This is a genomic window from Mesorhizobium sp. C416B (assembly GCF_030323165.1).
Taxonomy (GTDB): domain Bacteria; phylum Pseudomonadota; class Alphaproteobacteria; order Rhizobiales; family Rhizobiaceae; genus Mesorhizobium.
The window spans coordinates 929,675-942,592 of sequence record NZ_CP100471.1; the positions used below are offsets into that span (position 1 = coordinate 929,675).

The following is a 12,918-nucleotide window of genomic DNA, read 5'->3' on the forward strand; positions in this document are numbered from 1 at the left end:
AAACCACGATGATCGATACCAAAACCCTCACCCAGCTCGGCGCCCACGTCGAGACGCCACAGAGCCCGGAGACTGCGGTCCTGGAGACCGTGCCGTTCCAGCGCGGCGACGGACCGCCGGCGATCGTGCGCTTCACCTGCCCGGAATTCACCTCGCTCTGCCCGGTAACCGGACAGCCGGATTTCGCTCATATCGTCATCGACTACGCACCCGATGCCACCCTTGTGGAATCGAAGTCGCTCAAACTGTTTTTGACTTCGTTTCGCAACCATGGCGCTTTCCATGAAGACTGCACGGTGATGATCGGCCGCCGCATTGTGGCGGCAACGAAGCCGCTGTGGTTGCGCATAGGCGGCTATTGGTATCCGCGCGGCGGCATTCCGATCGATGTCTTCTGGCAGACCGGCGCTCCGCCCGAAGGCGCCTGGTTGCCCGACACCGGCGTTGCCCCCTATCGCGGCCGTGGCTGAACTGACGTCAGCCATAGGCGGCTCGGCAGAGCTTTGTCGCCAGAAAGGGAAGGACGGCATCGCGATAGCGCGGCTGGTCATACCGCAGCAGGTCCACATGGCCCGCTCCTTCGAACCAGACCAGTTGTGAGCCGGCAGCAGCGCTGTGCAGCGCCTGCACCTGGCTGCGATCGATGAAGGGATCGGTGCTTCCCGCAAGCAGCATCAGCGGTTCACCGATCTGGCCGAGGCGATCGATCGGCCTGACATTGCCGGCGCTCAACCCCAGACGAAGCGGCATCTGCGCCAAAAGCACATCGGCCTGAAAACCGCGCCAGAAGTTGAAAGGCATGCGCCATGCCGTGGTCTCGCGCAAACTCGCGTAAAGCTGCTCCAGAACATAGGCGTCGGCGGGCGCTTGCTGTGCCGCAAAGACGAAAGCAGCGGCGCCTAGCGAAGAGCCGACAGCGCCAAGCTTCTGGCCAGGAAAACGTTGCCTGGCATAGGCAATGATGCGGGCGGCGTCCTGCGCTTCCGTGTAGCCGAAACCTTGAATGGCACCGCCGCTCTCGCCGTGCCCGGACAGGTCGAACAGGACGACGGAATAGCCGGCGTCGAACAAAAGTTTCGCTCTTTGAACCAGGGCCAGCCTGTTGGCGCCGCGCCCATGCAGCAGCACGACCGCGCCGCAGCTGCCCTTTCGATCAGCCGCCCAGCCGACCAGATCAGGAGCGCCGGGCTGGTCGAGCACGACGCGCTCGACGGGCAAATCGCCGGGAGCCGCCAAAGCTTGCCAAGGCGCGCGGGCGATCAGCATCGTGCCGATGTGCCAGTCGAGGCCGCAGCCGGCAGCGCCCAACCCGACCAACGCGATCGCGAGCAAAACGCGAAGCTTCATTGCCGACCACCCGGAAACAATCGGCGGCTTATTCGCACTGATACTGGCTGAGCGCCCATTCACCGGTCACCGAAAGCAGATCGGATATCTTCCAGTCGCCGTCGACCTTCTTCAGCTTCCACTCCAGCCGGTGCTGGTTGCCTTCGACGACGAAGGCGACCACCACCTTGGCCTGATCACCATTGACGGCCTCGATGCTCTTCAGGCTCTTGTCGATCGCAAGCTTGTCGTAATCGGCATTGTCGAGCGCCATGTTGGGGTCGAGGCATTCGCCCTGCCCGGATTTGCGCAACGCGTCGCTCTTGTCGAGTACGGTCTTGGCCGGGTCGACGAAGTTCTTGCGCTGGGTCGGATCGAGCTCCAGTCCGAGATGTTCGTAGAACGGCTTGACCACAGCCGTCGGCGAGCCCGCCAGGACGGGCGCGGCCGGCTCGGCCGGCGGCCACCCAACCGGCGGTGTCGCCGGTTCCACCGCTGTCCCGGGTGGATTTGCGGGCGGTGCTGCGCCGCCCGGCACTGTCTCGGCCGGGGCATTTGCAGGTGGCGGACCGAGCAGCCCTTGAGCGGCAGCCGTGTTCAATCCTGCCAGCAGGCATACAGTCAACAAAGTCGGAAGACGGCTATGGGCCATCACGCATCACTCCAGGCCCGATCAGTCACATACCGGCCGAAACGTTCAGCCATGTCATCGGCGCCTGGCGGCAAAGATGCAGACTTTGAGGAAGCTAACAAGCCCTCGATTGCTTGCTTCGCCCGGGTGGTTCCCGCGCGAAGCGCTGCAATCCGCAAACCTATTTCTGCGCAATGGTTGGCGGGTTCGGACCGTCAGCCGTGTTGCCGTTGAGCTGATTGGTGCCATAGGACGATATGACACCGCCATTAACGATGGCCGTGCCCGTCGTATTACCGGAGATCGTCGATCTGCCGACCCGGATGGTCGCGTTGGCGCCGTCGGCACGCAGGCCGCCTGCCGCTCCGTTGTTGGCCACGGCAACGCCGTCAACCATGATGTTGATCGCAGGCCCGCCGACCGGATTCAGGATGCTGATGCCGGCATTCGTGTTGCCCGACACGCTGCTATCCACGATCGTCGTGTTGGAGCCGCCCGTGTTGCTGGTGCCGTCAGCCTTCACGCCGGCCAGGTTGTTGTTCTCGATCGTCGAGTTCTCGATGATGACCTTGGCAACGCCGGCTGCGGTCGGCTGGATATGAACGCCGTCCGCGCCGTTGCCGGTGATGAAGCTGTTGGTGATATAGAGTTCGGACGCGCCCGACGGTGCGAACAGGATGCCGTTGCCGTTCGGCGCCGCAGAGCTGTTGCCACGAATGACGCAATCCTCGATGTGCAAGGCGGCGCCGACGAGAAAGCGGACGCCATTGATTCCAGGCGATGCCGTCGCTGTGTCAATATCGAGACCGCGCAGAACGACGACGTCGGTCGCCAACGCGTTGATGGTCACTTGCGTCCCCGCATTCGATATGCCTGCCTCGACGTCCTCGCAAGCGATCGTTATCGACTTGGTGATCGTCACCGCGCCAAAGCCGCCCGGGTCGACGCAATTGATTTCGCCGCCGGCAGCCGTTTTCGAAATCGCGCCGGCGAAAGTCTTGCAAGGTGCGGTGCGGCTGCACGGATTGACGTCGTCGCCAACGCCGGAAACCCACGTCCGGGGCGCCTGCGCGGACGCCGGCGTGGCAAGACAAGCCATCACCATAGCGATTAAAATAGAAGATACCATGTATACAATTTTATTCATCTTCTCACCCCCTCAATGGAAAACAACTACTATTGCAGATATGTAATAGAAATCTAACACACCACAGCCAAAAGAGCAACTAGACCACAATTCAATCTGAAATCGGCTCTGTTTCTCGGCCGGCAAAAGCGATCCCCGCGAAGATTGCGATGGTCTCACTGACAGCCCGGTGGAGCGGACCGACAAATCGGGCGCCCTTGGCAAGACATCGATTTCGGTCGTCTTGTAATCTGGCTGTCAGCCACGCCCTACTTCGCGTGGTCCTGCCTCGAGATCATGTCATCAGGACTGGCAGTCGACAACGACAGAGAGGACTGGTGGCAGTACTCCGGGACCCGCCCGGTCATTCAAACTGGTTGCGCGTCCAGCCATAAAATGCACTTGGCGCGGTGTTGCCGCGCCAAGCGTTGCTATCAACAGTTAACCCCTGCAGCTATTTCAGCGCGATGGTTGGCGGATTGGGGCCGTCAGCAGTGTTGCCGTTGAGCTGGTTGGTGCCGTAAGACGAGATCAACCCGCCGTTGACGATGACCGTGCCGGTGCCATTGCCGGAGATCGTCGAGCGGCCGACGCGGATGGTTGCGTTGGCGCCATCGACACGCAGCCCGCCGACCACGCCGTTATTGGCGACGGCAACGCCGTCAACCATCATGCTGATCACCGGCCCACCAGCCGGATTGAATATGCTGATGCCGGCGTTGGTGTTGCCCGACACGCTGCTGTTCACGATCGTCGTGTTGGAGCCGCCCGTGTTGCTTGTGCCGTCAGCCTTCACACCGGCCAGGTTGTTGTTGTCAATGGTCGAGTTCTCAATGATGACCTTGGCAACGCCGCCGGCGGTCGGCTGGATATGAATGCCGTCATTGTTGCCGGTGATGAACGAGTTGCTGACATAAAGTTCGGCTGTGCCCGACGGTGCGAACAAAATGCCGTTGCCGTTCGGCGCCGCAGCCGTGTTGTCGCGAATGACGCAATCCTCGACATGCAAGGCGGCGCCGGCAAGAAACCGGATTCCATTGAGACCTGGCCCAGCCGTCGCGCTGTCGATATCGAGACCGCGCAGAACGATGATGTCGGTCGCCAACGCGTTGACGATGATGCCATTCACCGACGCATTCAACACGCCCGCCTCAACGTCCTCGCAGGCGATCGTCATGGATTTGGTGATGGTCACCCCGCCGAAGCCGCCTGGATCGATGCAATTGATTTCGCCGCCGGCGGCGGTTTTCGAGATCGCACCGGCGAAGGTCTTGCAAGGTGCGGTACGGCTGCACGGATTGGCGTCGTCGCCAACACCGGAAACCCATGTCCGGGTCGCCTGTGCGGACGCCGGCGTGGCAAGACAAGCCACTACAATTGCAACTAGAATTGATGACAATAGATATGTGATCGATTTCATATGCCCCACCCTCCAAATTTTGAGCAAGTTAATACTTGCAGCCGAGCAAGGAAACGTACCCCGCCACCCCTAAAAAAGCAACTACTGATGTGACCGGCCGTGCGGATGCAACTGTTTCTGGATCCGGCTTTTCTGCAACCGCAAAATAATGCTGAATCGCCGTAAAATATAGCGACCATCACAAAAGATGTTACGATATTTTGCTTAGCAATTTTATGGCTGTCGCGCTGAGAGACCGCCGTTACAGCATGAAAACAATCACTGACCCAGGGTGCTGACCGTTGCACGATTCGGCAAGCCGCGACAATTGCGGCTGTAATGGGCCGAATACACCCTCGCCTGGACCCGGCGGCGGCGATTACGTCTGAATGCTGCCAATATGCTGGCGAGCCGCGACGCCGGAACAGCGCGTCGGGATCACTCCGGCGCTTTGTCGGGCATGCATTCCAGCGCGCTCAGCGTCCAGCTGCTGGTCTTGGAGGTAATGTCGGCGACCTTCCATTTGCCGTCGATTTTCTTCAGCGACCACAGCATTTCGCGTTTGGAATCATCGCCTTCCGCAAAAAGGCTGAAGGTGGCGGTGACTTCGGCCGTATCGCCATTGACGGTCTCGGCCAGCTTCAATGTCTTGGCAATCGACTTCTGGTCGAAATCCTGGGCGTCGAGGCCGGGATCGAAGTCTAGGCAGGCGACTTCGTCGGGCTTGTTCTTCGTTGCCTGGTCGTTGAGATCGAACAGCTTGGTCACCGGCTCGGTGAAGCGGTCGCGGTACTTTGCATCTCCCTCGAATTTCACCTCGGGCACATAAAAGAACTTCACGGCGTTGGAAGCCGGCCCGGCCAGCACCGTCGCTGGCAAGGCAATCGAAAAGACAGCGGCAAGCACTATCGGTTTCATGCAGGATCTCCGGAAGTTTGGCGGCAAGGCGGCAATACCAGACATCCTGCATATCGGCTTTTTTGCGGCTCATGAAGCCCCGGCTGCACCGTCTCAGCCATCCAGCCAGACGTTCTGCAGGTCCATCTCGAAGGTCTGGTGGACGCCGTAGTTTTTCACCTTCTTGTTCATGTGGCTGTAGAGCTTCTGCCAGAAGGGTTGAATGATGACGCCGGAATCCTGCAGGATCTGCTCGACATCCTTCATCACCTCACGCCGTTTCTCCACGTCGATCAGCGACAGCGCCTGCTTCAGCTTGGCGTCGAAGTCCGGGTTGGAATAGGCCGATTCATTCCAGGCCTCGCCGGTGCGATAGCCCAGCGCCAGCACCTGGACGCCGAGCGGGCGCATGTACCAGATGGTCATCGAGTACGGATACTTCGTCCAGTCGTTCCAGAAGGTCGAGCCCGGCAGCACCGTGCGCTTCACCTTGATGCCGGCGTCGCGCAACTGGCCGGCAATCGCGTCGCCGGTGTTCTTTTGCCAGTCGTCCTCGACGGTGATCAGCTCGTGCTCGAAATCGGCCTGGCCGGCATCCGCCATCAGCTTCTTGGCGCCGACCGCGTCGCGCGTCTTCTTGGGCAGCGCGAAATATTCAGGATGGATAGGGCTGACATGGTGGTTTTCACCGACCGTCCCTCGCCCGGCATAGCCGAGTTCCAGCACCGCATTGTTGTCGACCGCCATCTGCAGCGCGTTGCGCACCCGCTGGTCGTCATAGGGCTTGTGGGTAACGTTCGTGCGGGCAACCAGCGTGGTTGCCGTCGCAACCTCGGACTTCTCCAGCCCCATCTTATCCAGGATGTCGATGAAGTCGGCCGGCGTCTCGAAATTGAGGTCTATCTCGCCGGATTCGAAGGCGTTGATCGAAGCGTTGAAGTCGGTGCCGTAGTCGATGAACTCGACGCTGTCGAGCGGCGCTTCACCACCCCACCACTTGCCGTTTTCACGACGCTTGACCACCGCCTTCTGGCCGACATCGTAGGAGACCAGTTCGAACGGGCCCGTGCCGATCGGCTTCTTGACCGGGTCGGCGCCTTCGGCGTCGAAATTGCGGTGGACGACGAGCGCGGGATAATCGGTGAGGTTCGGGATCAGCGAAATGTCGGGCGCGCTGAGCGTCAGCTTGACCGTATTGTCGTCGACCTTGGCGATCGCGCCTTCCCTGGCCTTGCCCGACTTTTCGTCGATCAACCCGCCGACGCGAGCGGCCATGGAGTTGCCGGCGACCTTCTTCTCGCACCAGCGGGTAACATTGAAGACCACGTCATCGGCGTTGAAAGCATCGCCATTGTTCCAGGTGATGCCCTTGCGCACATGCAACGTGTATTCCGTGGCGTCGTCATTGATGTCCCAGCTTTCGAGCAGCACTGGCTCGAAGGTGAATTCCCTGGTGTAGCGGACCAGCGGCTCCAGCCAGCAGCGCGAGATGTTGGCGAGTTCCACCCAGTCATAGGTGCGCGGATCTTTTTGGGCCTTGACCGACATCGATATGTGCAGCGTGCCGCCCTTCTTCGGCTCCTCGGCAAAAGCCTGTCCCGGCGCGGCAAGGCCGATCATGCCGTAGGCCAGCGCCGTCGATGCGCCGAACGCACTTGCCAATGCAAGAAACTCGCGCCGGTCCATACGGCCAGCACGCGTCTCTTGCGCCATCGCCTCGATGGCCGTTGGCACGCGATCGCCATTGCTTTTGAAAAGTGTCATGTCTTTCTCCCTTGCGGTTCCCATCGGGTCTTCGCCCGTTATCAACTCATTCGTCGTTCTCTTAGCTAACGCTGTCGGGCAGCCTCTCCTCGCGCTGCGCGATAAAGTCCCTGAGGCCCTCGGCAATGCCCTCATCGAGCTTCGGCTCTTCATAGTCGGCCAGCATGTTGCGGGCTTTCTCGCGGCCGCGCGTGTCGTGGTCCTTCGCCCCTCCAGCCTTCCATTGTTCGTAGGAGTTGAAATCCATGATGGTGGGCATGAAGAATGCCGACTCGTAATGATCGAGCGTGTGCTTTGTGCCGAGGAAATGGCCCTGCGGCCCGACCTCGCGGATCGCCGCCATGGCCTCCTTGAAGTCGTCGAACGGCAGGCCGCCGGCATATTTGTACCAGCCGACAAGCTGCTCGCAGTCGGTGGCGAATTTCGAATAGCCGCAGGTAAGCCCGGCCTCGAGCCAGCCGGCGGAATGCCAGATGTAATTGGCGCCGGCGAGGATGGCGGCATGCATCAGCATGTTGGATTCGTAGCCGGCCTGGGCGTCGTTCAGCTTTGAGCCGACATGGAAGCCGGAGGTGCGCCACGGCAGTTTATACTTCCGCGCCAGCGCGCCCATCAGATACATCATCTGCGCCGCTTCAGGGGTGCCGCCCATCGGCGCGCCGGTCTTCATGTCGACCGTCACCATGAACTGACCGTAGATCTGCGGCGAACCCGGGCGCAGCAGCTGGGTGAAGGCGACGCCGGCCAGTGCTTCGGCATTGACCTGCGCCACCGCGCCGACGGCCGAGGCCGAGGTCGATGCGCCGCACAGCGCAAAGGGCGCCAGGATCAGCGGCTGGTTGCTGCGTGCATAGACCTTCATCGCGTCCAGCATGGTGGCGTCCCAGACCAGCGGCGAATTGCAGTTGGTGATCGACACCAGCACCGGGTTGTCGCGGACGAACTCCTCGCCGAAGACGATGCCCGCCATCGCCATCGTGTCTTCGGCGCGTTCCTTCGAGGTGACGATGCCCATGAACGGCTTGTCGGAATGCTTCAGCGCCGAATGGATGATGTGGAGGTGGCGCTTCGGCACCGCAATTTCCATCGGCTCGCAGATGACCGAGCTCGACGAGTGCAGCGCCGGCGCCATGTAAGCGAGCTTGTGGAAATTGTTGAGGTCTTCAAGCGAGCCGTAGCGCCTGTTGTTGTCGAGGTCGCGCACATAGGGCGCGCCATACATTGGAACGAAGATGGAGTTCTTGCCGCCGACGCGAACGGTGCGCTCGGGATTGCGCGCGTTGAGGGTGAACTCGGAAGGAACCTTCGCGACCAGTTCCATCAGCAGGCCGCGGTCGATGCGGACACGTGTTTCCGAAACGTCGGCGCCAGCCGCCTTCCACATGGCGATCGCCTCGTCGTCGCGGAACTCGCAACCGACCTCTTCGAGGATGGCGAGCGACTCCTGGTGGATCAGTTCCACCGCTTCGTCCGGGACCATCTGATAGGTCGGGATCTCGCGGACCAACGTCGGGAACGAGGCGACGGGTGCGCTCCTCAGCGCCTTGCGTCCGAGGCGACCGCCGCCGCGGCGGTGGGTTTGCTCGGTCAGTTCAGCGGCCGGTGCGTTCATGGAGCCTCCCTTGCGTCCGTTCCAGTCAAGTTAGCGAGACGAAGTGTGGATGTGACGCTGGAAAATCCTGATCTCTTGTATAAGCTCAGCTTATGCGAAGCCTGCGCCATCTCCTGCCCTCGGCCGGCAGCCTGATCGTCTTTGAGGCGGCCGGCCGGCTGTCGAGCTTCACCGCTGCCGGGCGTGAGCTCGGCATGACGCAGGCCGCCGTCTCCTATGCGGTGCGCGGACTGGAGGAACAGCTCGGCGCCCAGTTGTTCCAGCGCCGTCACCGCCAGGTCATCCTGACAGAAGCGGGCGAACGCTTCCATGCCGATGTCTCGCTGGGGCTATCGCACATCCGCAAATCGGCCGAGGATCTGCGCCTGCAGGCGACTGGCGGCCATGTCACGCTGGCCGCATCGACCGCCTTCGGCTCGTTCTGGATGATGCCGCGCCTGCAGCAGTTCCGCGACGAACTGCCGGGCATCGACCTGCGCATCCAGACCGCCGACCGCGACCTCGACATCATTGCCGAGGGCATCCCGCTCGCTGTGCGCGGCGGCGAACCGAGCGACTGGGCCGATTATCATTCGCTGCCGCTGGCCGACGAGGAGATTTTCCCGGTCGTTGGCGCCAGCTATCTCGCGAAATTCGGCATGCCAAAAACCGTCGCGGAGCTGGCGACGCACCGTCTGATCCATCTCGAGGAGCCCTACCGCGAGGCGGCAAGCTGGGACGAATGGTTCCGGTCGGCCGGCGGCAGCCTCGACAACACCGCGCGCGGCCTGCGCATCAACGATTATGGCCTGGTGATCCAGGGCGTCATGGAAGGACAAGGCATCGCGCTCGGCTGGCGGCATCTGGCCGAACGGCTGCTGGCGACGGGGTTGCTGGTGCCGGTGACCGATCATGTGCTGAAGACGGGCAAGGCGTTTTATGTGGTTTGGCCGAAGAACAGGGAGTTGAGCGAGAATGCGCGCAAGGTAAGGGATTGGCTGGCGGCGCAGGCTTGAGGTTGGTGTGCGCAACTCCTCGATGTCGGCGGGACAGCACCCCCCTCTGCCCTGCCGGGCATCTCCCCCTCAAGGGGGGAGATTGGATGTCACAACGGCTTTCGCCAATTTTCTACGTTCAAAAAGAAGAGCCAGCGCCAAAGCTGCTAATCTCCCCCCTTGAGGGGGAGATGGCCGGCAGGCCAGAGGGGGTGCTGTCCCGCTGGCATCTCCATTGAAGCCTTCCGCACACCCTTCGAATCCGCCTATAGTGCCGCCATGCCCATTCGCCAGCTTTCCGAAACGATGATCAACCAGATCGCCGCCGGCGAAGTCATCGAGCGTCCGGCGAGCGTGGTGAAGGAACTGGTCGAGAATGCGCTCGATGCCGGCGCGTCGCGCGTCGAGGTGGTTACTGCCGGCGGCGGACTCAATCTGATCCGCGTTACCGATGACGGTTCGGGCATTCCCGAACCGGAACTTGCGCTGGCGATCGCCCGCCATTGCACGTCCAAGCTTGCCGACAACATTCACGACATCCGCTCGCTCGGTTTTCGCGGCGAGGCTCTGCCCTCGATCGGCTCGGTGTCGCGGCTGTCGATCCGCTCGCGCACGGCCGCCGCCGACGCAGCCGCCGAGATCGGCATCGAGGGCGGGCGGGTTTCGGCGGTCAAACCGGCGGCTGCAAACCGCGGCACCACGGTCGAGGTGCGCGATCTGTTCTTCGCCACGCCGGCAAGGCTGAAATTCATGAAGGGCGAGCGGGCGGAAAGCTCGGCCACCAGCGACGTGATCAAGCGCATCGCCATCGCCTTCCCCGCCGTGCGCTTCACGCTCGCCGGCTCGGACCGTTCGACGCTGGAATTGCCGGCGACTGACGACAGCACGGGGGGCAGCCTGCGCCGCGTCGCGCAGGTGATGGGCGCCGAGTTCCCCGACAATTCCATTGCCATCGATGCCAGCCGGGACGGCGTGCACCTGGCCGGCCATGTCTCGATCCCGTCCTTCACCCGCGCCAATGCGCTGCAGCAATATGCCTATGTCAACGGCCGTCCGGTGCGCGACAAGCTGATCGCCGGCGCCATCCGCGGCGCCTTCGCCGATGTGCTGCCACGCGACCGGCATGCGGTGACCGTGCTGTTCCTGACGCTCGATCCGGCGACCGTGGACGTCAACGTCCACCCGGCCAAGGCCGATGTGCGCTTCCGCGACCCCGGCCTGGTGCGCGGGCTGATCGTCGGCGCCATCCGCGAGGCGCTGGCCAATGCCGGCATCCGCGCCGCCACTAGCGGGGCCGCCGGCATGATGGCGGCGTTCCGACCGGGGGCCGCTTCCTACGCCCATGCCGGCCCGGCCAACGGCCATCGCAACTACGACGCCGCCCACCGCGCGTCGGGCTTTGCCGGTTTCGACCGCTCGCCGCAGCGGCCGCTGGATATGGGCTTTGACGGCTTTCGCGAGAACGATCAGACGGCCTTCGATGCCGGTCCGCTGGCCAGCGCCGATGCGCGTGCCGGCACAGCCGAGCCGGCCGAGACGCTGCTTGGCACCGCACTGGGTGCTGCCCGCGCGCAGGTGCATGACAACTATATCGTTGCGCAAACCCGGGATTCGCTTGTCATCGTCGACCAGCATGCCGCGCATGAGCGGCTGGTCTATGAAGCCTTGAAGAATGCGCTGCATTCGCGCGCGGTGCCCTCGCAGATGCTGCTTTTGCCTGAGATCGTCGACCTGCCGGAGGAGGATGCCGAGCGGCTGGCCATGCATTCCGAGACGCTGGCCCGTTTCGGCCTCGGCATAGAGCGCTTCGGCCCCGGCGCGGTGGCGGTGCGCGAGACGCCGTCAATGCTGGGCGAAACCAATGTCCAGCAATTGGTGCGCGATCTTGCCGACGAGATCGCCGACAACGACACGGTCGAGACGCTGAAAGAGCGCCTGGACAAAATCGCGGCAACAATGGCCTGCCACGGCTCGGTGCGTTCAGGCCGCCTGCTCAAACCCGAAGAGATGAACGCGCTGCTGCGCCAGATGGAGGCGACGCCGGGATCCGGCACCTGCAACCACGGGCGCCCGACTTATATCGAGCTCAAGCTCGCCGATATCGAGCGGTTGTTCGGGCGGCGGTAAAAGACTGCAGGGCGCAGACCCCCACCCGGACCTGCGGTCCGACCTCCCCACAAGGGGGAGGTAAGGAGCTGAACCGCAGACGCCGCGCCCACCCTCCCCCTTGTGGGGAGGGTCGCTGCGAAGCAGCGGGGTGGGGGTCCGAAAAGAGCCGCTCAGCGGCACTTTTCGAGCCAGGAACGGTCCCTTCGCAAGCCCAAGCCTCACTTCCTCAGGCGGTACTTCCTGGTCTTGCGGTCAAAGACATAGTCCTCCTCATAGCCGGCGCGGCCATCGTAGAAACTCACGGATATGATGTCCTTGCCTCGCTCAACACTCTTCTGCACATTGAAGTAGATGGGTGTCATCAGCATGCCCGCATTGCAGAGGTCGCCGCCGAATTTGATGGTCTGTACGACCTTCTGCCGCTTCTTGTTGATGACCTGCATTTTCGTCATGCAGATCCCGTTGTCGGTTTTCGTGTAGACCCCGGCAAACCTGTCGGTGGCCGTCTGCGCCCAGAACGGGATTTCGACGCTTCCGTCGATCTTCCCCTCCCCGGTGTCGTCCAGGCCCGCAACCTTCTTGAGATTTACCGGAAATTTGTCCGCGCCTTTGCTCCAACTGCCCGTCAAGACACCGTCGGCGAGCTCGAGGGAAAACGGGCAGCCGGTGGTGTCGGCTGGCGTCTTGGACCCCATGACGATGACGCGCTGAAACTCCTCGTCATCGGCAATCTCGCACAGTGCGATGCTGGTGCCGCTGATTTTGCCGTAGAGCGGGATCGGGCTTTGCTTGTCGTCGTAGAAGTAGCTGCCCTCGACCGTGAGGCTGCTGCCGAACGTGTAGGTCTGCAAGGAGAGATGGGCGGGGTTGGGACCAATGGAACCTTCGTAGTTTTCCACGTGATACCAACCCGCCGTGGCTTTGCCGCTGAGCAGCAGCAAGCAAAATACGGCCGATACGAACTGCCTGACCATCCCGACCCCCCCCCGTGTATTCAACTCACCATAGCCACCGGGTGGGGTCGTGTCTGCACCGCAGCGGCAGTCGCTTGCGCCGAGAATTCCTGTACGGCTCTCACGT

At 62.2% G+C, this 12,918-nt stretch carries 11 protein-coding genes; 3 read left to right on the plus strand and 8 right to left on the minus strand.

Annotation, left to right across the window (positions count from 1 at the left end):
- The first annotated feature begins 8 nt into the window (after positions 1–8).
- The gene (gene queF, locus NLY43_RS04750) at positions 9–470 is read left to right on the plus strand and encodes a preQ(1) synthase (protein ID WP_023713074.1); all 462 of its coding nucleotides are present in this window, start codon (positions 9–11) and stop codon (positions 468–470) included.
- Between the two features lie 7 nt (positions 471–477).
- Here the strand turns inward: queF and NLY43_RS04755 are convergent, their stop codons facing one another.
- The 7 genes from NLY43_RS04755 to NLY43_RS04785 all read right to left on the minus strand — a co-directional run bounded on the left by NLY43_RS04755 (position 478) and on the right by NLY43_RS04785 (position 8,755).
- Positions 478–1,347, minus strand: a complete 870-nt coding sequence (locus NLY43_RS04755) for an alpha/beta hydrolase (protein WP_023713075.1) — start codon at positions 1,345–1,347, stop codon at positions 478–480.
- 28 nt (positions 1,348–1,375) lie between these two features.
- Positions 1,376–1,978, minus strand: a complete 603-nt coding sequence (locus NLY43_RS04760; RefSeq protein WP_023698008.1) for a YqhG/Tai3 family protein — start codon at positions 1,976–1,978, stop codon at positions 1,376–1,378.
- Positions 1,979–2,138: 160 nt separating this feature from the next.
- Positions 2,139–3,056: a right-handed parallel beta-helix repeat-containing protein gene (locus NLY43_RS04765; protein ID WP_081727438.1), complete on the minus strand. Its 918-nt coding sequence runs from the start codon at positions 3,054–3,056 to the stop codon at positions 2,139–2,141.
- 481 nt (positions 3,057–3,537) lie between these two features.
- Positions 3,538–4,455 carry a right-handed parallel beta-helix repeat-containing protein gene (locus tag NLY43_RS04770; RefSeq protein ID WP_023713078.1) on the minus strand — a complete coding sequence of 306 codons (918 nt, stop codon included), beginning with the start codon at positions 4,453–4,455 and terminating at the stop codon, positions 3,538–3,540.
- 465 nt (positions 4,456–4,920) lie between these two features.
- Positions 4,921–5,400 (minus strand): DUF3828 domain-containing protein, encoded by a 480-nt coding sequence (locus tag NLY43_RS04775; protein ID WP_023694426.1) that lies wholly within the window; start codon positions 5,398–5,400, stop codon positions 4,921–4,923.
- A 93-nt stretch (positions 5,401–5,493) separates the two neighbouring features.
- On the minus strand, positions 5,494–7,143 hold the full coding sequence (locus NLY43_RS04780; RefSeq protein WP_023713079.1) for an ABC transporter substrate-binding protein: 1,650 nt from the start codon (positions 7,141–7,143) through the stop codon (positions 5,494–5,496).
- Between the two features lie 61 nt (positions 7,144–7,204).
- Positions 7,205–8,755 (minus strand): trimethylamine methyltransferase family protein, encoded by a 1,551-nt coding sequence (locus NLY43_RS04785; RefSeq protein ID WP_023713080.1) that lies wholly within the window; start codon positions 8,753–8,755, stop codon positions 7,205–7,207.
- 92 nt (positions 8,756–8,847) lie between these two features.
- Between NLY43_RS04785 and NLY43_RS04790 the strand changes: the two genes are divergently transcribed.
- Both NLY43_RS04790 and mutL read left to right on the plus strand, forming a co-directional pair.
- Positions 8,848–9,750 (plus strand): LysR substrate-binding domain-containing protein, encoded by a 903-nt coding sequence (locus NLY43_RS04790; protein ID WP_023713081.1) that lies wholly within the window; start codon positions 8,848–8,850, stop codon positions 9,748–9,750.
- A 258-nt stretch (positions 9,751–10,008) separates the two neighbouring features.
- Positions 10,009–11,856 (plus strand): DNA mismatch repair endonuclease MutL, encoded by a 1,848-nt coding sequence (gene mutL / locus NLY43_RS04795; protein ID WP_023713082.1) that lies wholly within the window; start codon positions 10,009–10,011, stop codon positions 11,854–11,856.
- Positions 11,857–12,056: 200 nt separating this feature from the next.
- Here mutL and NLY43_RS04800 read toward each other — a convergent pair whose 3' ends face one another.
- Complete coding sequence (locus NLY43_RS04800) at positions 12,057–12,812, minus strand: hypothetical protein (protein ID WP_023713083.1); 756 nt, start codon at positions 12,810–12,812, stop codon at positions 12,057–12,059.
- Positions 12,813–12,918 lie beyond the last annotated feature (106 nt).

Coding starts and splice junctions, on each gene's coding strand:
- queF (WP_023713074.1), top strand. CDS start 9: ATGATCGATACCAAAACCCTCACCCAGCTCGGCGCCCACGTCGAGACG.
- NLY43_RS04755 (WP_023713075.1), bottom strand. CDS start 1,347: ATGAAGCTTCGCGTTTTGCTCGCGATCGCGTTGGTCGGGTTGGGCGCT.
- NLY43_RS04760 (WP_023698008.1), bottom strand. CDS start 1,978: ATGGCCCATAGCCGTCTTCCGACTTTGTTGACTGTATGCCTGCTGGCA.
- NLY43_RS04765 (WP_081727438.1), bottom strand. CDS start 3,056: ATGGCTTGTCTTGCCACGCCGGCGTCCGCGCAGGCGCCCCGGACGTGG.
- NLY43_RS04775 (WP_023694426.1), bottom strand. CDS start 5,400: ATGAAACCGATAGTGCTTGCCGCTGTCTTTTCGATTGCCTTGCCAGCG.
- NLY43_RS04780 (WP_023713079.1), bottom strand. CDS start 7,143: ATGACACTTTTCAAAAGCAATGGCGATCGCGTGCCAACGGCCATCGAG.
- NLY43_RS04785 (WP_023713080.1), bottom strand. CDS start 8,755: ATGAACGCACCGGCCGCTGAACTGACCGAGCAAACCCACCGCCGCGGC.
- NLY43_RS04790 (WP_023713081.1), top strand. CDS start 8,848: ATGCGAAGCCTGCGCCATCTCCTGCCCTCGGCCGGCAGCCTGATCGTC.
- mutL (WP_023713082.1), top strand. CDS start 10,009: ATGCCCATTCGCCAGCTTTCCGAAACGATGATCAACCAGATCGCCGCC.
- NLY43_RS04800 (WP_023713083.1), bottom strand. CDS start 12,812: ATGGTCAGGCAGTTCGTATCGGCCGTATTTTGCTTGCTGCTGCTCAGC.